This is a genomic window from Christiangramia sp. LLG6405-1 (genome assembly GCF_045055805.1).
In the GTDB taxonomy this organism is placed as follows: Bacteria; Bacteroidota; Bacteroidia; order Flavobacteriales; family Flavobacteriaceae; genus Christiangramia.
Genome location: NZ_CP159330.1, coordinates 294,941 through 313,518, shown reverse-complemented (window position 1 = coordinate 313,518; position 18,578 = coordinate 294,941). Strand labels below are relative to the sequence as shown.

Genomic DNA, 18,578 nt, shown 5'->3' with positions numbered 1-18,578 from the left:
ACTCCAAAACCGTTTTCGGATTAAAGAATTATCTCTATAAATAACTAAAATTAGTAATTCTATAAAAATGATGTAGAACGCTGATATGCATTGGTTTACAAGTATATTTTAATTTAATTTGAAGAGTCAATCATTAAATTAAAACTATGCCAATTAGCAAGCAATACCTGAAGTCCAAACCGGAATGTAAGATCACTTTTAACCTTCCTGCGAAAGAAGCAGATCAGGTAGAATTAGTGGGTGAGTTCAATGACTGGAAACCAGCAAAATTGAAGAAGTATAAAAATGGTAATTTCAAGACTCAGCTTAATTTACCAGTAGATAAAGCATACGAATTCAGATATCTTGTAGACGGACAGTGGCAAAACGATCCAGCTGCAGATGCCTACAAGTGGAATGATTTCGCGGGAGATGATAATAGTGTGGTAAGTGTTTAGATCCTATTCAGTTACCTGAACACCCTTCCAGAAGGCTACATAATTCTCAATTGGTTTAGCCGCGTGACTTGCCTCCGGGTAGAACCATGCTGCATCCTCATTTTTTTCACCATCTACCTCTATGTCATAATAGGAAGCTTTGCCTTTCCATGGGCAACGGGTAGTGAATTCACTTGGCTTAAAGAACTTATCCTTAATATCTTCAGGAGGAAAGTAATGATTGTTCTCAACGATCCTCGTTTCAGAACTTTCTGCGATGACGGTGCCTTTCCAGATAGCTTTCATAGTTCAATAAATTTATTTCCTTCTAAAGATATAATTTTTAAAGGAGTTATCTGAATCTGCAAAATTACGCTCAACTACTAATCCGGCTTCATCTGCTAACCAGCTTACTATTGCATCATCATATTTTTGAGAAATCTCGGTATGTATGCTCTCCCATGCATCGAACTTTACTTCCAGTTCAAGTTTATTGATCTTAACTCTTTGCTCTTCCTTGCTCACCAAGAAACTGCGGGCAGTACCAGTTTCTGGATCATAAGTTTCCCAATGCTTGAATTTTTCTACTTCAAATTCACCGTCCAGTTCATGGTTGATTCTTACCAGTAAGTTTTTATTAAATCTTTCAGTAATACCAGCTGGATCATTATAAGCATTCATGATGATCTGTGGGTCCTTCTTTTGGTCAAAACCCATAAATAACATATCGTCATCGCTCATCGCAACAGCAATATTCCGAAGAAAATCTACGGCTTCACTATGAGAAAGATTACCAATATTACTACCCAGAACAAGGATGACTTTTTTCCTGGAATTATACTCTGCAAGTTTCTCCAGTGTCTCAAAATAAGTCCCTTGTTGAGTTTTGACAGATACTTGCGGAATTTCATCCTTTAACGCATTTTCAAGCTCATCCAGCACATTCTGACTAATATCTACAGGCAAATAGTTGAACTTATAATTCTTGTCGACCAGTTCCTTTAGAAGAAGCTTGGTCTTTTTACCGTCTCCTGCGCCAAGTTCAATAAGATCAAAATCGTTCTCACTGCTGAAAATCTTAGCGATATCAGTCTTGTTCTGTTTTAAAATATCGAATTCACAGCTGGTAAGGTAATATTCAGGCATCGCCATGATCTCCTGAAATAATTTGTCTCCTTTTTTATCGTAGATATATTTGGAATGCAAAAATTTTGGATAGCTGGTAAGTCCTTTATGCGTGTCTTCAGCAAAGACAGATTCGAACATGGTTGCAGATTGATTTTTCATATAATATTATTTAACGAGTCTGAAGCCCGTAAACTGCCATCTTAATTGTGGATGGAAGAAATTTCTATAAGTATAACGGCTATGCTTGCTGGAAGTAGCGACTGAAGCTCCACGAAGAACCTTCTGGTTTACCATAAACTTCCCATTGTACTCACCAAGGGCGCCGTCTGCTTTCTGATAATTTGGATAAGGTGAATAGGCGCTTTCTGTCCATTCCCATCTGCTTCCCCAATCAAAATCCTTTTGAGCAATTTCCCACTCCTGCTCGGTTGGTAATCTCATACCTTTCCATTGAGCAAAAGCGAAAGCCTCATAATAACTAATGTGAGTAACTGGAGCATCAGGATTCAAAGGCTTTAATCCTCCTAAGGTATATTGATGCCATTTGTTCTCGATCTTATGCCAGTAAAATGGCGTTTTAATTTCATTGATGTTGACCCAATCCCAGGCTTCAGCGTGCCATAAAAGAACATCATCATATCCGCCAGCTTCAACAAATTCCATGTATTCTGAATTAGTTACGAGTTTATTCGAAATACTGAAATCGTGTAGATAAGTTTTGTGGATACCCAATTCATTGTCGTAGCAGAAATCTTCTGAAGTATGACCAATTTCATAAATACCTTCTGGAACATCAAGCCATTCTCGTTCAAAATCCTGAACAGGATTTTCTTCAAACTGCTGATTGTATTCAGGCATTAGGGGATTATTTCCTAAAATATACTTGATATCTGCATACAACAGTTCCTGATGCTGTTTTTCATGATGACAACCAATTTCCAGGACGCCTAAAGCTTCGCTAGAAAGCGTACTATTTTCCAGCAATCTGATAATTTCGGTTGTAACGTATTCTCTAAATTTATAGATCCAGGCAACAGTTGGTCTCGAAAGATTTCCCCTGTCTGTACGCACTACTTTTTCACCAACACTTTCGTAATAGCTATTGAAAACAAATGCAGTATTTTCATCGAACAGCGAATGATTCTCTGCGTATTTTTTTAAAATAAATTCTTCAAAGAACCAGGTGGTATGTCCTAAATGCCATTTAGGAGGTGAAACATCTACGATGGGTTGTACCACATAATCTTCAGTTTCCAGGAAGGAGCAAATATTTTCTGAATCTTTTCGGGTTTCTTTGAAAAGGTGTAGTAATTCGGATTGTGACAACATAAAAATGAGCGATACTTTTTGGTATCACTCAAATTTACAATTTTTTCAAAATGAGTTCACAAGTAACTCGTTAAGGTCGAGTTAAAGTGTTAAATGTTTGAAATTCCGACTACAACTGGCAGACTATAAGTGACCGCTACAGGTTTGTCATTAAGTATTGCCGGTTGCATGGAAGGAATAGTACCTACTACTCGAATAGCTTCCTGGTTGAATACTTCATTTTCTCCATCTGCTGTCACATCAACAATTTTACCTTGCTCGTTAATAACAAAATGCACTGTAGTTCGAAATATCGAGTTGCCTTTTTTCTTTGATCTCAGAATATCAGTATTGAAAGATCTATTGACATAACGCGAAATGTTTTCAGATAAACAGATTCTTTTATCATCATTATTCTCACAATTACGAGGTATAGGCGGGATGTCTACAGATCTAATATTAGAAATCTCATTTTGTTTCTCTAATTCAATCCTGTACGAAACCATAACATTTACCGGCTGATTATTCACCAATCCTGGGCTGTAGACGGGTAAATTGGACAAGATCCTACGTCCTTCCAATTCTATCTCATCATTATTACCTTTTACAGATGACCATCGCAATTTGCCATCTGTACCAATAATGATCCTAAAATTTAAGGTATAAGCAGACTCAGATCCTGAAATCAATTCGTGATTAAATTGATTGATCACAAAATCAATAAATGCTTTCTTAGAACACATACTAATATTTCCAGATTCTGAGCAACCCACAAAAACTGGAGTTTTTTCCACTTCATCCCATGCAACTATTTCAGAATTTTGAGATTGAATAGGGTATGAAAATAAAAACAGTATACTTAAAAAACTTATGGATTTCATTTAGAAAGTTAAGGGGATTTTGTAGCTAATCGCTCTTGGCTTTCCAGCGAGCTGTCCTGGTGTCATCGTTGGTATCGCTTCGATCATTCTTTTTGCTTCATTATTGATCTTTGGATGTTTGCCGGTGACTTCTTTAACCACCACTTTTCCTTCTTCGTTTACAACTAATGAAACTGTTGCTTTTCCTCTAATGTATTCGCCCTTATCATTTTTTGGATACTTGTAGTTTTCCTTGATATGTTTCATTAACATGGAATTGAAACAGGTTTTTGTGTCTTCACTTGCTTCGCAACCAGGCCAGACAGGCGCAGTTTCTTTCATAGAAACTGTATTTCCTTTTACCGATACATCGTCTTGAGCGAAGGCTACGAATCCTATAAATAACAATGCTACTAAAAATATATTTTTCATGTTTTCAATTTTGGTTCATTCTAAAGATTGCAATTATCCCGCCACGATGGACTGAATAATATTCTGGCTATTAAACTGCTACTTTACCTTTGATCGCCGGATGTGGATCATAGTTCTCTAAACTGAAATCTTCAAACGTGAAATCAAAGATGTTTTTTATTTCAGGATTTAGTTTCATTTGAGGAAGTTCTCTTGGTTCTCTACTCAGCTGAAGTTCCACCTGCTCCATATGGTTGCTATAGATGTGTGCATCACCAAAAGTATGGATAAAGTCACCAGCTTCGTACCCGCATACCTGAGCCATCATCATAGTGAGTAGGGCATATGATGCAATATTAAATGGGACTCCAAGAAAAATATCTGCACTTCGCTGGTATAACTGGCAGGATAGTTTTCCGTCTGCTACATAAAACTGGAAGAATGCATGACAGGGAGGCAAAGCCGCCTTTCCATTTGCTACATTTTCTGAAAATGAAACCGAAGTATCCGGTAGCACTGAAGGATTCCAGGCAGAAACCAGCATTCTTCTACTATTAGGATTTGTTTTTAAAGTCTCTACGATCTCTTTGATCTGGTCGATCTCCTCGCTATTCCAGTTTCTCCATTGATGTCCATAGACAGGGCCCAGATCACCATTTTCATCTGCCCATTCGTTCCATATTCTTACGCCATTTTCTTTTAGATATTCAATGTTCGTGTCTCCTTTTAAAAACCACAGTAATTCGTAAATGATTGATTTTAAATGAAGCTTTTTGGTGGTAACCATAGGGAAGCCTTCACTAAGTCCGAAGCGCATCTGATAACCGAAAACGCTTTGTGTTCCAGTGCCGGTTCTGTCACCTTTTTGAGCACCCGTTTCAAGTACATGTTTGAGAAGATCGTGGTATTGTTTCATGAAAAGTAGCTTGATTATTGAGCGAAATGTCGAGCAATAAAAATAAGAAAATCGGTCAAACTTTACACTGAATTCTAATCCAATCTAAATTAATTTAGCATTCTTCCTCACCATCTTCAACTACCGCACATCTGTCCGCATGGTAAGCATTTCGTTTTCCCATAGGTCTTTCAGCACCAATCGTAGAATCGATTTTAGTCTGGTGTTCCATTTCAGAATTAATTTCAGCACCCATTAAAACAATAAAAGCGGTAAGAAATAGCCATAACATTAGAATTGCAACTGCGGCGAAGCTTCCGTAGAGATCATCATAACTACCAAAATTTCCGACATACCAGGAAAATGCAATAGAGCCTCCCAACCAGAAGATAGTTCCCAGGATCGCTCCCCAGCTCACCCAGCGCATTTTTGGATTTGTTCGGTTTGGAGCCAGTTTATACACCATACTTAGCATCACAATTAGAATGATTCCCAGGAAAACCCAGCGTAACCAGGTTAGCATATGTTCCAGACCAGGTGTAAGACCAAAGTTTTTAATGAGTAGCGGGAAGAATATAACGATAAGCAAACTTAATAGACCTACCACAACACCTGCTAATGTAAAAAGCAAAGTGAGTAAATTCTTTTTGATGATCCCACGAGTATCAACTTCATCGTAAGCGATATTGACACCCTGAAACAATGCGCTGGTTCCCTTGTTCGCACTCCAGATACTCACCAGGATGCTAATGATCAAGCCCCAACCAATTTCTTCACGATCCTGTTCTATGACCGGATTGAGAATATCGGTGATCATACCATACGCCTGTTCCGGTAGTATCAAAGTAAGTCTGGATAATTGTTCCTGAATCTGTGCGGGGTCTAAAACAAGGCTGTAGATAGAAATAGCTACTACAATGGTTGGGAAAATGGATAGGAAAAAATAAAAGGCAACACCGGCAGCAACAATCTGAACGTGGTCTACCGACATCTCTTTATAAACCCGCTTTCCAATATCTACCCATCCTTTGAATGGTATCTGGTGCGGCCATTCCGCATTCTCTCCTCTATATCCCTTTTTCTTAGCTGCTTTTTCCATATTCAGTTTTACTGAGCACGGCAAATTAGCACATTTTCAGGCTGCTGAAGAATATGAGATTACAAAGTTTTCTAAAAATTAGGCTGTTAACCAATGATCATTCCGGCGATCGTCGCAGATAAAAGTGAAGCAAGAGTTCCACCAATTAATGCTTTCATCCCGAATTCGGAAAGAACTTTACGTTGTCCTGGAGCTAATGATCCAATTCCTCCAATTTGAATCCCAATGGATGCAAAATTGGCGAATCCGCAGAGCATATAGGTAGCCATGATGACCGACTTTTCGTAATTAAGACTTAATGCATTTGCAGGGTTTTTAAGATCTGCCAGTTGAACATATCCAACAAATTCACTTGCTGCCAGTTTAATTCCAAGCAACTGTCCCATTAGCATCATATCTTCTTTTGCCACACCTATGATCCACATCAAAGGAGAAAAGATGATTCCTAAAATCGATTCCAGTGAGAATTTAGAATATGGAGTATATTCTGCCATTACGCTGTTTAAAGTAGTAAGCGCGCCTAAATAACCAAGGATAAAATTAATCATTGCGATAAATGCGATGAATACAAGTAGCATCGCTGCAACATTCGCCGCCAGTTTTAAACCTTCCGTAGTACCATTTGCGATGGCATCCAGAATGTTACTTCCAATTTTATCTGAAGAAACCTCAACATCTGTATTTACGGCCTCCTGCTGAGGATATAAAATTTTAGAAATTACGATAGCACCAGGAGCAGCCATTACGGAAGCAGCAAGCAGGTGTTTAGCAAATTGAAGTCTTAATTCCGGATCGTCACCACCTAGAAATCCAATATATGCTGCGAGTACACCGCCGGCTACAGTAGCCATCCCACCAATCATTACCAGTAGAATTTCAGACCTGGTCATACGTTCCAGGTATGCTTTGATCATTAGAGGAGCTTCGGTCTGACCAAGAAAAATATTCCCGGCGACACTGAGACTTTCTGGTCCGGAGATTCCCATTAATTTGGTAAGTACCCAGGCCATTCCTTTTACAACGATCTGGATCACTCCAAGATAGAATAATACAGATGTTAATGCTGAGAAGAAGATAATGGTAGGTAGTACCTGGAATAGAAATATAAATCCAAAACTGTCCACATCCATCATTCCGCCTAACAGGAATTCACTTCCTGCCGCGGTAAAATCGAGGATCAAAACAAATACTTTTCCTACGAATTCGAATACTTTCTGAACTACGGTGATCTTTAAAACACCAATAGCCAGTATTAGTTGTGCTCCTAATCCTATACCAACAGTTTTCCAGCTAATTGCTTTTCGGTTATTACTGAAAAGGAATGCGATGAGCAGTAGAACGAACATACCAAGTACACCTCTAATTAAACTTGAAGTGGACATTCCCTGACTAGGTATCATTTGCTTCGCAGCTTTAACCGGGATTACATCTTCAGCAAGTTTTGGTTTTGCCGAAAGTTCGAAGGTGTTATCTCTGCCTTTAATACTTAGTTTTTGATCACTAATCCCAGTCACCCTAAGATTCTGAATAGTATCTTTTGGTGAGTTATAAAACAGTACCAGTAATTTCTTCTGATAAAGATAATCTCCGGAAGCAATAGTATCCTGTTCAGAATTTGCCAGAAAAAGGAAGCTACCTTCGTTAAAATGAACTTCTTCAACATCCTGAAAAACTGAATTCTCTTGAAATTCAGTTGAATTTTCCAGAGTCCAGGATTTAGAAATGGTTTGTGAAGAAGCTGATGCAATAGAAATCAAGACCAGAAACAGGCAACACCAGAGTTTATTCATTATAGATTATTTTCTTTTGGAGATCTCGTCCCTTAGACGAGCGGCTTTTTCGTAATCTTCCTGATTCACAGCCTGGGCAAGTAGCTCATTAAGTTCTTCCAGCGACATTTTACTGAAACCTGAATCGCTGTCCATTTTCACTTCAATGTCTTCGCGAAGAAGTTCTTCTTCGATTATTTCCTCTTCGTCTTTCATTTCCTTAGCACGCTGACTCTCGTCTGCTTTCAGGAAAATTCCAGCTTTATCAAGAATGTTTTTGTAAGTGAAAATTGGGGCGTCAAACCTTAGTGCAAGTGCAATTGCATCGCTGGTTCGGGCATCTACAACTTCTTCAACACCTTCACGTTCACAAATAAGACTGGAGTAAAATACACCGTCTACCAGTTTGTGAATGATAACCTGCTTTACCGTGATCGAGAATCGATCTGAAAAGTTCTTGAAAAGATCGTGGGTAAGTGGTCTGGGAGGTTTGATCTCTTTTTCCAATGCTATCGCAATAGATTGTGCTTCAAATGCTCCAATAACAATTGGTAACTTACGTTCACCATCTTCCTCATTAAGGATCAGGGCGTAAGCTCCATTTTGTGTTTGACTGTAAGATATTCCTTTTATGTTCAGACGAACTAAACTCATGCTTCGTGAAAATTAAAAAGGCTGTCTAAATAAGGACAAAATTACCAGATCTAGACAGCCCTTTTATGGGTCGCAATTTAGAAAAATTATGCGTTTTTCTCTTTAAATTCCCTCAATTTTTCATTTAGCTTCGGTACGATCTCAAAAGCATCTCCAACTACCCCGTAATCTGCAGCTTTGAAGAAAGGCGCTTCAGGATCATTGTTGATTACCACTTTGGTTTTGGCAGCATTAATACCGGCAAGATGCTGGATTGCTCCAGATACACCAATTGCAATGTATAAATTAGATGCTACAGGCTTACCTGTTTGACCCACGTGTTCACTATGAGGTCTCCATCCCATATCACTAACTGGTTTGGAACATGCAGTTGCAGCTCCTAGTATTTCTGCCATCTCTTCGATCATTCCCCAGTTTTCAGGACCTTTAAGTCCTCTACCTCCTGAAACCACAGTTTCAGCATCAGCGATCGTTACTTTATTGGTAGCCTTATCTACAGATTCCACATTTACTGCGAAATCTTCATCTGAAAGATTTGGGCTGAAGTTTTCATCTGCTGCAGCTCCCTGAGCTTCTTTAAGACCGAATGCATTCTTGGATATTCCAAGCACTTTTACATCAGTATCAATCTTGGTGAAGTTGAATGCCTTATTCGTGAAAGCAGTTCTTTTAACTGTAAATGGATCTGCACTCTCTGGCAATGCAACAACATTTGATGCGTAACCAGCTTCCAGATGCACTGCAAGTAATGGTGCAAGATATTTGCTGTTCGCACTCTGGCTAAGAACTACAACCTTGCTAGCTTCCTGAGTTGCTGCTTGTTTGATGGCATCAGAATATGCTTCAGCATTAAAATTCTTCAACTTATCATTATTTACTTTCAAAACTTTGTCAACCCCGTAGGTTCCCAGTTCTGATACGTCATCTATATTAAAGGTAATCGCAGTAACACTGGTATCCAGCATACCTGCAACTTCCTTTGCGTAAGACGCAACCTCGAATGAGGCTTTCTTAAATTTTCCTTCTTCTGATTCTATATATACTAAAACTGACATTTTCTAAATTTTTTAATTCCTGAATCTATTTTATTCTGAATTTTGATTAGATCGCCTTTGCCTCGTTGTGAAGCAAGTTGATCAATTCATCCAGATTGTCAGGATCAATTAATTTTACATCTCCTTTAGGTGCAGGCTTCTCAAATTTTACTACTTCGGTTTTTACTGAAGTTTCCGCAGGTTCCACAACATTCAGGGGTTTTTTACGCGCTTGCATAATACCTCTCATGTTCGGGATACGAAGATCAGATTCTTCAACTAATCCTTTCTGACCTCCAATAACAAGAGGAAGAGAAGCAGTTAAAGTTTCTTTACCGCCATCGATCTCACGAAGTGCTTTCGCTTTGTCTCCATCGATCTCAAGGCTAATACAGTTATTAATGAAATTAGCATCCAGAATTCCGGCTAACATTCCCGGAACCATTCCACCGTTATAGTCAATAGACTCTCTACCGGCAATAACAAGATCATAACCACCGTCCTTAACGACTTTGGCTAATTCCTTTGCTACCTGATATCCATCAGTTGCAGGAGTATTTACTCGAATTGCTGTATCTGCTCCAATTGCAAGTGCTTTTCTAAGTGTAGGCTCGGTTTCAGCTCCACCAACATTTACAACATCAACACTAGCACCTTGTTTTTCTTTGAACCACATCGCTCTGGTAAGACCAAATTCGTCATTCGGGTTTATTACAAATTGAACACCATTCGTATCAAACTTCGTGTCTCCTTCCGTGAAATTGATTTTGGATGTAGTGTCAGGTACATGACTAATACAAACTAAGATTTTCATATATAAGGTTCTTTTTTTTAATAAAACGTTTTCGCAGACGAAGGTAAGTATTTTATATCAAAAAAAGCTATGCATGCATAATAAATTTAACCAAAAGAATCAGTCAATTTTTAGTTGATTTTTGGTTTTGTAGATGTTTTAATGCGCAATATGTATAAAACTAAGTAAAATAATGAGATTCTCATTATTCACGATATTAGCATTTCCGAAGAACTCTGCGACCCCTAAATTTTTGCTTACAATTATGGTATTTACCTTAATGAATTACTATTTTTGCTCTGCAGGAATTAAAATTAAGATTTTACATAATGAGGACAATTCAATTTAGAGAAGCTATTGCTGAGGCGATGAGCGAAGAAATGCGTCGCGACGACAGTATCTATTTAATGGGTGAAGAAGTTGCTGAATACAATGGTGCTTATAAAGCTTCCAAAGGTATGCTTGACGAATTTGGTCCGGATAGAGTTATAGATACTCCAATCGCTGAACTTGGATTTTCTGGAATAGGAGTTGGTTCTGCCATGAATGGTAACCGTCCTATTATTGAATTCATGACCTTTAACTTCTCACTTGTAGGGATTGATCAAATTATCAATAACGCTGCAAAAATGCGCCAGATGAGTGGTGGGCAATTTAATATTCCAATTGTATTTCGTGGACCAACAGGATCTGCAGGTCAATTGGGAGCGACTCACTCACAGGCTTTCGAAAGCTGGTTCGCAAACACGCCAGGTCTTAAAGTGATCGTTCCATCCAACCCGTACGACGCTAAGGGATTATTGAAAGCTGCGATTCGTGATGATGATCCGGTGATCTTTATGGAGAGTGAACAAATGTATGGAGATAAAGGTGAAGTTCCTGAAGATGAGTATGTTATTGAAATTGGTAAAGCCGATATCAAACGTGAAGGTTCTGATGTAACTATTGTTTCATTCGGAAAAATAATTAAAGAAGCTTATAAAGCAGCTGAAACTTTAGCTGAAGATGATATTTCTTGTGAGATCATTGATCTTAGAACGATTCGTCCTTTGGATATTGATATCATCATTGAATCAGTTAAGAAAACGAACCGACTAGTGATCCTTGAAGAATCATGGCCTTTTGGAAATATTTCTACAGAAATTTCATATCAGGTACAATCTAAAGCATTCGATTACCTGGATGCGCCAATCATAAAGATCAATACAGCAGATACACCTGCACCTTATTCACCTGTTCTTCTGAAAGAATGGTTGCCAAATAGTGAGGATGTTGTTAAAGCTGTGAAAAAGGTTATGTACAAGTAAACCTTTTCAACCTATCTTTGAAACTTCATCTAAACGATGAAGTTTTTTTTTATCCTATAATGAACAAATACACCTACCTTTTAATACTTTTTCTCCTTCCAGTTTTCAGTTTAATCGCTCAAACAAAAGCAGGAGGAATTGTGACCGATGACACCGGCGCTACTGTACCTTTTGCGAACGTAGTTTTCGCTAATTCTACTTCAGGAACGACTACCAATGAAGTTGGTGAGTTTTACCTTCAGTCAGATGATAATTATGATACCCTTGTGTTTTCTTTTATTGGCTACAAAACCAAAAAGATTGCTTTAAAATCCAGGGTCAATTTAAACATGGATGTGAAGCTGGAGCAGGAAGCTTCCAGCCTTGATGAGGTGGTTATCTATCGAGGGAAAACCTCGAAGAAGAACAACCCGGCAATTGATATCTTAAAGAAAGTATGGGCAAATCGCCGAAGTAACGGTGTAAATGCTTTCGACCAGTATAGTTATAAGGAATACGAAAAACTGGAATTTGATCTTAATACCATAGATAGTGCGGTTGTAGAAAGCAGGATCTTTAATGGAATGGAGTTTATTTTCGATTATGCCGATACTAATGCAGTGACCGGGAAGACTTATCTGCCTATGTTCATTAATGAATCGGTAAGCCAGGTTTATGGGGATAACAAGATCAATGAGGAGAAAAAAGTTTTACTTGGAAACAAGAATTCCGGATTCAACCAGAACAGGAACCTGATCGATTTTGTGAAGGATATTTATGATGATTATGATATTTATAAAAACTATATCAAGTTCTTCGATAAATCATTTGTAAGTCCCATCTCGACTACAGGGATCGATACCTACAATTATGTGTTGTCTGATAGTGCTTATATCGACAATAAGTGGTGCTATAATATTGTCTATTATCCACGCCGCGAGAATGAACTAACCTTTAAAGGGGATTTCTGGGTGAATGATACGACCTGGGCAGTTAAGAACATTAATCTCGAAACTACCAAGGATGTAAACATTAACTGGATCAAGCAGGTCTATATCGAACAGGATTTTGAAGTTCTGAATGATTCTGTTTTTCTTATTGAGAAAGATTTCTTTATGGCCGACTTCGGAATAAACAAAAAGAAAACTTCCCAGGGAGTCTATGCGAAACGAACCATGCTTTACGATGAGTATGAGTTTAATAAAGAACGAGGATCAAGTTTTTATAATCAACCAGTCTACAATCCACAATCTCAGGCTTATAATAGAAGTGACGAGTTCTGGAGTGAAAACAGGCTGGAACAGTTAAACGATGATGAAGAAGGAATCTATGTAATGCTGGACAGTCTTACCAAGACAAAGGCTTTCAACCGGTTATATGATATCGCTACGATTGCGCAGTCTGGTTACGTAGAGTTTGATGGATGGGATTATGGTCCTGTTTATTCCACTTTCGGGTTTAATGATGTGGAAGGAATACGAACCCGCTTTGGAGGAAGAACATATTTTGGACAGAATGACCCATGGAGAATTGAAGCTTACGGAGCTTATGGATTTAAAGACCATAAATTCAAGTATGGAGTATCAGCAAAAGTGCTGCTGGATTACAAAATGCGACTTATCTTAAGTGGTGGAAACCGGAGGGATGTAGAGCAGTTGGGAACCAGTCTTACGAATTCCACAGATGTACTGGGAAGGAGTCTTGCTTCTTCATCGCTTCTGAATGTTGGAGATACAGATAAATTGAGTTCTATTAATCTGAGCGTTTTTTCCGTACAACTGGAACCGGTAAAGAATCTTACCCTAAGATTTGGAGCTAATTATAGAATATTACAACCGGCATCTGAAGGTTTTAGTCTTGATTATTATGTAGACGACACGCGTACGATCACCGATAGTGAGATCAACCAAACCGAACTTTCTACGATCATAACCTGGACACCGGGTAGAAAAACTTCGGGCTTTGGAGTGGAGCGTAATGTGGTGAACGAAGAAGATTTTCCAACCTTGTTCCTGAACTACAGTCTGGGAGTTAAAGAGGTTTTTAATAGTGATTTTGATTATAAGAAACTTCAGTTCTTTTACAATCAGCCGTTGTTAATTGGTGGTTTTGGCAGATCCAATATCAGCCTGGAAGCCGGAAAGACATTTGACGCTGTGCCTTTAGGATTGCTAAGTGTAGTTCCTGGAAACCAGACATATTTTAGTATGTATAATTCATTTCCAACACTGGATTTCTATGAATTCGTGACAGATAGTTATTCAGCTATTCATATAGATCACAACTTTAATGGGAGACTCTTTTCAAGGATTCCGTTGCTAAGAGAGCTAAACCTGCGGGAATTAGTAGGATTTCGAGCAGTCTATGGAGATATTTCACAAGCAAGTAAAGATTTAGACGCTTCCGGTTTACCATTGGTAGCTCCAGATAATGATCCGTTTTATGAGTATAGTCTGGGTATTGGAAATATTTTAAAAGTAATGCGATTTGATGTGCATTTCCGCGGAAATTACTTCGATAATCCTGATGCAAGGAGTCTTGCGTTTACAATAGATTTCGGATTTCACTTTTAGATAATAGTTTAAATATCAGAAATAACTATATTTGCTGCCCTGAATTTTAATTTAGATAAAAATATAAAAATGTCGAATACTTTTGATGTATTGATCGAGATCCCAAAGGGAAGCCGAAATAAATACGAATACGATTTCAAACTTAAAAAAGTACGTTACGACAGGATGATCTTCTCTTCGATGATGTATCCTGCAGATTATGGTTTTATTCCTAACACCCTTGCATTGGATGAAGATCCACTTGATGTATTGGTATTGGTTTCAGAACCTACCTTTCCAGGGATCGTGATGGAAGTGAAGCCTATCGGTGTGTTCCATATGGCAGATGAAAAAGGACCGGATGAGAAGATCATCTGTGTGCCGGTATCTGATCCTATCTGGAATAGATTGAACGATCTTAAAGAATTGAATGGTCATATGCTTAAAGAGATCGAACATTTCTTCAAGGTGTACAAGGATCTTGAGAAGAAGAAGGTAGATACAGGAGATTTTGGAGATGCAGACGAAGCTCGTGAGATCATTAGACAGTGTATCGAACGATATGAGAGCTATGACGGTGATAAATCCAGATTCGGAATATAATCGTAAAATATCACTCAAATTATTAAGAATATGAAAGCAATAACCTTAAAAAGTTGTTGCTTTTTTAATTGTTGCCAATTTTACTACATTAGCTAGCATTAATATTTAATTAACAATTAACTAGCTAATATGGAATCAATAATGATCTACCTGCCAGCGGTGCTGGCAATCATCGGACTCATCTTTATGTGGGTCAAAAGATCCTGGGTGATGAAACAGGACTCCGGAGACGGAAAAATGAAAGAAATTTCAGCACACATCTATGAAGGAGCCCTTGCCTTCTTAAAAGCAGAATACAAATTATTGACTCTCTTTGTGATTGGAGCCAGCATTGCGTTAGCAGCAATTGCATATTTTGTTCCAACCACTCATTACCTTATCATAGTTGCCTTTATTTTCGGTGCGATATTCTCAGCATTTGCAGGAAATATAGGGATGAAGATCGCTACTCAAACTAACGTAAGAACGACACAGGCGGCAAGAACCAGCCTGCCGGAAGCATTAAATATCTCTTTTGGAGGTGGAACAGTGATGGGACTTGGAGTTGCTGGTCTTGCAGTTCTTGGTCTTACAGGCTTCTTTATATTCTTTTTTCATTATTTCATGGGAGGAGAGTGGACCAATACTCAGCAAATGACCGTGGTTCTGGAAACTCTTGCTGGCTTTTCTCTGGGTGCCGAATCGATAGCACTCTTCGCCAGAGTAGGAGGAGGTATTTATACCAAAGCTGCAGATGTTGGAGCTGATCTTGTTGGTAAAGTTGAAGCTGGTATCCCTGAAGATGACCCTAGAAATCCCGCGACCATAGCAGATAATGTTGGAGATAATGTAGGAGACGTTGCCGGGATGGGAGCCGATCTATTTGGAAGTTATGTAGCCACAGTACTGGCAGCAATGGTGCTTGGAAATTATATAATCGAGGATATGGGAGGTGATATCACCAGCGAAGGTTTTGGTGGTATTGGTCCAATTTTACTACCAATGGCAATCGCCGGAGTAGGAATTATCATTTCCATCATCGGGACATTATTGGTAAGAATTTCTTCAAATTCGGCTAAAGAATCGGAGGTTCAGAAAGCTTTAAATATCGGGAACTGGGTTTCGATCTTACTGGTCGCGGTTTCCTGTTATTTTCTGGTAAACTGGATGCTCCCTGCGAATACCATGACGATGGGATTCTTCATAGGTGGAGAGGAAGGATTTGAAATGATAAACATAAGTTCCATGCGTGTATTTTACGCAACGCTGGTTGGTCTGGTTGTAGGTGGAGCGATTTCTTCTGTAACCGAATATTATACAGGACTGGGGAAAAAGCCAATTCTCAAGATCGTTCAGCAATCAAGTACCGGTGCAGGAACAAATATAATTGCAGGTTTGGCGACCGGTATGATTTCTACATTTCCTTCAATTTTATTATTCGCCGGAGCTATCTGGGCGTCTTATGCTTTTGCAGGATTTTACGGAGTTGCATTGGCAGCTTCAGCAATGATGGCCACGACAGCTATGCAGCTGGCAATCGACGCCTTCGGGCCTATAGCAGATAATGCTGGAGGTATTGCCGAAATGAGTGAGCAGGAACCCATAGTAAGAGAAAGAACAGATATTCTGGATTCCGTAGGGAATACGACCGCAGCCACAGGGAAAGGTTTTGCAATTGCATCTGCCGCTTTAACTTCTTTAGCACTCTTCGCAGCTTATGTAACATTTACAGGGATTGAAGGAATCAATATTTTCAAAGCTCCTGTACTGGCGATGCTTTTTGTGGGCGGGATGATTCCGGTGGTATTTTCTGCCTTGGCAATGAATGCAGTAGGTAAAGCTGCAATGGAAATGGTGCAGGAAGTACGAAGACAATTCAAGGATATTCCGGGTATTATGGAGGGAACAGCCAAGCCCGAGTATGATAAATGCGTGGCGATCTCTACGGAAGCTTCCTTAAGGGAAATGATGCTGCCAGGTTTGTTAACTATCGGTTTTCCATTAGTCATCGCATTTCTGCCAATGATTTTTGGAATGGATAATCTTGCGATTGCTGAAATGCTTGGGGGCTATATGGCTGGTGTTACTGTGAGTGGTGTGCTATGGGCAATCTTTCAGAATAACGCCGGAGGTGCCTGGGATAACGCCAAGAAATCTTTTGAAGCTGGAGTTATGATCAACGGTGAAATGACCTATAAAGGCTCCGATGCTCACAAGGCAGCAGTAACCGGTGATACGGTAGGAGATCCTTTCAAGGATACTTCAGGTCCTTCAATGAACATATTAATTAAACTGACTTGCCTTATCGGTCTGGTTATCGCGCCGATTTTAGGAGGACATACAGATGCTGATATTCCAAACCAGGAGGAAACTGTAGAGGTTATCTCTTCGGAAGGTTCTGTGATCTCAAAAGAAATTAGTTTGGAGAAAAATGATCTGGACGATCTGGTAACCGCGAGGGTAGTGGTAACAAGTTCCTTGAATGGAGATGAAACCAGTAATACCTATGAATTTGAAGGTTCAAGTCTGCAAGTGCAGAAAAAGATCGACGCGTTATAGGATGCGCTTCAGAAAAACATAATTAGAAAAACCTCCGCAATCGTGGAGGTTTTTCTATTAATGACTATAACTTTCATTCTCCTATTTCTCTGAAAATTGATTGTATAAACTGATATTTCAGTTAAACTATGGTTAATCAATCCCTCAAAATTTCAACACTGCCTGAAGGTTGATTAAATTTAAGTTCAAATCAAAAGATTCAGAAGATGTCAAAAGATCATGGACCCAGTATTAAGAATGACGAGCAATACGAGAAATTGCGCAAGGAAGGAATGAGCAAGGAAAAAGCGGCAAGGATCGCCAATACGTCCAATTCCGGAGAGAAAGGTGGCGAAGCTGAGAAATACGAAGAGAGAACAAAGGAAGAACTCTACGAGCAGGCGAAAAAAGTAGGCATCGATGGACGAAGTGATATGTCTAAAGATGAATTGATTAATGCACTAAGAAACCACTAATATGCGCTCAATCTGGAATGGTTCAATAAGTTTTGGTTTGGTTTCAATTCCTGTGAAACTTTATTCGGGTTCTGAAGACAGACGTATAGACCTGGATATGCTTGATAAAAATGATCACGCCCGTATTCGCTATAAACGTGTTAATGAGGATACCGGTAAAGAGGTGGAATGGAAGGATATTGTCAAAGGTTACAAAAAAGATGATGGTTATGTAATTCTGGAAAAAGACGATTTTGACCAGGCGAACATGAAAAAGACGAAAACCATCGATATTGAAGAATTTATCGATGAGGATGAGGTAGCCGATGTATTGTTTAAAAAGCCCTACTTCCTGGAACCACAAAAAGAAGGTGGTAAATCCTATAATTTATTGCTACAGGCATTAAAAAAGACAGGAAAACTAGGTGTGGCCACATTCGTGATGCGACAAAAGGAGCATTTATCTCTTGTAGGTATTTACAGGGATGCACTGGTTTTGCACGTAATTAGGTTTGAAGATGAGATAAGAAATCCCGGAGAACTGAAGCTTACCAAAACCAAGGTAAAAGCCAAGGAGGTAGATATGGCAGTTTCACTGATCGAGCAATATACTTCTGACTTTGATTTTAAAAAATACAAGGATATCTATAATGACCAGTTGATGAAAATCATTGAATCCAAAGCAACCGGTAAAAAGCCAAAAGTCGAGGAATACGATTCTGAACCCACACAGGCAGACGATTTAATGGCCAAACTGAAGGCCAGCCTTGAAAAGAAAAAGTCAAAGGCCAGCTAATA

18 protein-coding genes are annotated in these 18,578 nt (G+C 38.9%); 7 read left to right on the top strand and 11 right to left on the bottom strand.

What is annotated here, in order from left to right:
• Nucleotides 1-146: 146 nt before the first annotated feature.
• Nucleotides 147-437 carry an isoamylase early set domain-containing protein gene (locus ABVM50_RS01460; RefSeq protein ID WP_141878628.1) on the top strand — a complete coding sequence of 97 codons (291 nt, stop codon included), beginning with the start codon at nucleotides 147-149 and terminating at the stop codon, nucleotides 435-437.
• 3 nt (nucleotides 438-440) lie between these two features.
• Here ABVM50_RS01460 and ABVM50_RS01455 read toward each other — a convergent pair whose 3' ends face one another.
• The 11 genes from ABVM50_RS01455 to ABVM50_RS01405 all read right to left on the bottom strand — a co-directional run bounded on the left by ABVM50_RS01455 (nucleotide 441) and on the right by ABVM50_RS01405 (nucleotide 10,388).
• Complete coding sequence (locus ABVM50_RS01455) at nucleotides 441-722, bottom strand: DUF427 domain-containing protein (RefSeq protein WP_141878627.1); 282 nt, start codon at nucleotides 720-722, stop codon at nucleotides 441-443.
• Between the two features lie 12 nt (nucleotides 723-734).
• Nucleotides 735-1,703: an L-histidine N(alpha)-methyltransferase gene (locus tag ABVM50_RS01450; RefSeq protein WP_405199654.1), complete on the bottom strand. Its 969-nt coding sequence runs from the start codon at nucleotides 1,701-1,703 to the stop codon at nucleotides 735-737.
• 6 nt (nucleotides 1,704-1,709) lie between these two features.
• Nucleotides 1,710-2,873 (bottom strand): ergothioneine biosynthesis protein EgtB, encoded by a 1,164-nt coding sequence (egtB, locus tag ABVM50_RS01445; protein ID WP_405199653.1) that lies wholly within the window; start codon nucleotides 2,871-2,873, stop codon nucleotides 1,710-1,712.
• An 89-nt stretch (nucleotides 2,874-2,962) separates the two neighbouring features.
• Complete coding sequence (locus ABVM50_RS01440) at nucleotides 2,963-3,733, bottom strand: energy transducer TonB (protein WP_405199652.1); 771 nt, start codon at nucleotides 3,731-3,733, stop codon at nucleotides 2,963-2,965.
• A complete protein-coding gene (locus ABVM50_RS01435; protein ID WP_405199651.1) occupies nucleotides 3,734-4,144 on the bottom strand; it encodes an energy transducer TonB in 411 nt (136 codons plus the stop codon).
• 70 nt (nucleotides 4,145-4,214) lie between these two features.
• Nucleotides 4,215-5,039: a thymidylate synthase gene (locus ABVM50_RS01430; protein ID WP_405199650.1), complete on the bottom strand. Its 825-nt coding sequence runs from the start codon at nucleotides 5,037-5,039 to the stop codon at nucleotides 4,215-4,217.
• A gap of 94 nt (nucleotides 5,040-5,133) precedes the next feature.
• The gene (locus ABVM50_RS01425) at nucleotides 5,134-6,117 is read right to left on the bottom strand and encodes a YihY/virulence factor BrkB family protein (RefSeq protein ID WP_405199649.1); all 984 of its coding nucleotides are present in this window, start codon (nucleotides 6,115-6,117) and stop codon (nucleotides 5,134-5,136) included.
• A gap of 86 nt (nucleotides 6,118-6,203) precedes the next feature.
• Entirely contained in the window at nucleotides 6,204-7,907 is a 1,704-nt protein-coding gene (locus tag ABVM50_RS01420) for a NupC/NupG family nucleoside CNT transporter (RefSeq protein WP_405199648.1), read from the bottom strand.
• A gap of 6 nt (nucleotides 7,908-7,913) precedes the next feature.
• The gene (locus ABVM50_RS01415) at nucleotides 7,914-8,540 is read right to left on the bottom strand and encodes a bifunctional nuclease family protein (protein ID WP_141878620.1); all 627 of its coding nucleotides are present in this window, start codon (nucleotides 8,538-8,540) and stop codon (nucleotides 7,914-7,916) included.
• A gap of 86 nt (nucleotides 8,541-8,626) precedes the next feature.
• Nucleotides 8,627-9,595, bottom strand: coding sequence for an electron transfer flavoprotein subunit alpha/FixB family protein (locus ABVM50_RS01410; RefSeq protein WP_405199647.1), 969 nt, complete (start codon nucleotides 9,593-9,595; stop codon nucleotides 8,627-8,629).
• A gap of 46 nt (nucleotides 9,596-9,641) precedes the next feature.
• Nucleotides 9,642-10,388 (bottom strand): electron transfer flavoprotein subunit beta/FixA family protein, encoded by a 747-nt coding sequence (locus ABVM50_RS01405; RefSeq protein WP_141878618.1) that lies wholly within the window; start codon nucleotides 10,386-10,388, stop codon nucleotides 9,642-9,644.
• 308 nt (nucleotides 10,389-10,696) lie between these two features.
• On the opposite strand from ABVM50_RS01405, the gene ABVM50_RS01400 reads away from it, so the two are divergent.
• The 6 genes from ABVM50_RS01400 to ABVM50_RS01375 all read left to right on the top strand — a co-directional run bounded on the left by ABVM50_RS01400 (nucleotide 10,697) and on the right by ABVM50_RS01375 (nucleotide 18,576).
• Nucleotides 10,697-11,674 (top strand): pyruvate dehydrogenase complex E1 component subunit beta, encoded by a 978-nt coding sequence (locus ABVM50_RS01400; protein ID WP_405199646.1) that lies wholly within the window; start codon nucleotides 10,697-10,699, stop codon nucleotides 11,672-11,674.
• 59 nt (nucleotides 11,675-11,733) lie between these two features.
• Nucleotides 11,734-14,226 carry a DUF5686 family protein gene (locus ABVM50_RS01395; protein WP_405200672.1) on the top strand — a complete coding sequence of 831 codons (2,493 nt, stop codon included), beginning with the start codon at nucleotides 11,734-11,736 and terminating at the stop codon, nucleotides 14,224-14,226.
• Nucleotides 14,227-14,295: 69 nt separating this feature from the next.
• Nucleotides 14,296-14,808, top strand: coding sequence for an inorganic diphosphatase (locus ABVM50_RS01390; RefSeq protein ID WP_405199645.1), 513 nt, complete (start codon nucleotides 14,296-14,298; stop codon nucleotides 14,806-14,808).
• A gap of 129 nt (nucleotides 14,809-14,937) precedes the next feature.
• Nucleotides 14,938-17,346: a sodium-translocating pyrophosphatase gene (locus tag ABVM50_RS01385; RefSeq protein ID WP_405199644.1), complete on the top strand. Its 2,409-nt coding sequence runs from the start codon at nucleotides 14,938-14,940 to the stop codon at nucleotides 17,344-17,346.
• Nucleotides 17,347-17,552: 206 nt separating this feature from the next.
• On the top strand, nucleotides 17,553-17,801 hold the full coding sequence (locus ABVM50_RS01380) for a Rho termination factor N-terminal domain-containing protein (protein WP_405199643.1): 249 nt from the start codon (nucleotides 17,553-17,555) through the stop codon (nucleotides 17,799-17,801).
• 1 nt (nucleotide 17,802) lies between these two features.
• On the top strand, nucleotides 17,803-18,576 hold the full coding sequence (locus tag ABVM50_RS01375; RefSeq protein ID WP_141878613.1) for a Ku protein: 774 nt from the start codon (nucleotides 17,803-17,805) through the stop codon (nucleotides 18,574-18,576).
• Nucleotides 18,577-18,578: the final 2 nt, after the last annotated feature.

Bases quoted from the DNA above. Each gene is read 5' to 3' on its own strand.
- ABVM50_RS01405 (WP_141878618.1), bottom strand. From the start codon at position 10,388: ATGAAAATCTTAGTTTGTATTAGTCATGTACCTGACACTACATCCAAA.
- ABVM50_RS01380 (WP_405199643.1), top strand. From the start codon at position 17,553: ATGTCAAAAGATCATGGACCCAGTATTAAGAATGACGAGCAATACGAG.
- ABVM50_RS01400 (WP_405199646.1), top strand. From the start codon at position 10,697: ATGAGGACAATTCAATTTAGAGAAGCTATTGCTGAGGCGATGAGCGAA.
- ABVM50_RS01420 (WP_405199648.1), bottom strand. From the start codon at position 7,907: ATGAATAAACTCTGGTGTTGCCTGTTTCTGGTCTTGATTTCTATTGCA.
- ABVM50_RS01450 (WP_405199654.1), bottom strand. From the start codon at position 1,703: ATGAAAAATCAATCTGCAACCATGTTCGAATCTGTCTTTGCTGAAGAC.
- ABVM50_RS01440 (WP_405199652.1), bottom strand. From the start codon at position 3,733: ATGAAATCCATAAGTTTTTTAAGTATACTGTTTTTATTTTCATACCCT.
- ABVM50_RS01390 (WP_405199645.1), top strand. From the start codon at position 14,296: ATGTCGAATACTTTTGATGTATTGATCGAGATCCCAAAGGGAAGCCGA.
- ABVM50_RS01415 (WP_141878620.1), bottom strand. From the start codon at position 8,540: ATGAGTTTAGTTCGTCTGAACATAAAAGGAATATCTTACAGTCAAACA.
- ABVM50_RS01395 (WP_405200672.1), top strand. From the start codon at position 11,734: ATGAACAAATACACCTACCTTTTAATACTTTTTCTCCTTCCAGTTTTC.
- ABVM50_RS01410 (WP_405199647.1), bottom strand. From the start codon at position 9,595: ATGTCAGTTTTAGTATATATAGAATCAGAAGAAGGAAAATTTAAGAAA.
- egtB (WP_405199653.1), bottom strand. From the start codon at position 2,873: ATGTTGTCACAATCCGAATTACTACACCTTTTCAAAGAAACCCGAAAA.
- ABVM50_RS01425 (WP_405199649.1), bottom strand. From the start codon at position 6,117: ATGGAAAAAGCAGCTAAGAAAAAGGGATATAGAGGAGAGAATGCGGAA.
- ABVM50_RS01385 (WP_405199644.1), top strand. From the start codon at position 14,938: ATGGAATCAATAATGATCTACCTGCCAGCGGTGCTGGCAATCATCGGA.
- ABVM50_RS01460 (WP_141878628.1), top strand. From the start codon at position 147: ATGCCAATTAGCAAGCAATACCTGAAGTCCAAACCGGAATGTAAGATC.
- ABVM50_RS01435 (WP_405199651.1), bottom strand. From the start codon at position 4,144: ATGAAAAATATATTTTTAGTAGCATTGTTATTTATAGGATTCGTAGCC.
- ABVM50_RS01430 (WP_405199650.1), bottom strand. From the start codon at position 5,039: ATGAAACAATACCACGATCTTCTCAAACATGTACTTGAAACGGGTGCT.
- ABVM50_RS01375 (WP_141878613.1), top strand. From the start codon at position 17,803: ATGCGCTCAATCTGGAATGGTTCAATAAGTTTTGGTTTGGTTTCAATT.
- ABVM50_RS01455 (WP_141878627.1), bottom strand. From the start codon at position 722: ATGAAAGCTATCTGGAAAGGCACCGTCATCGCAGAAAGTTCTGAAACG.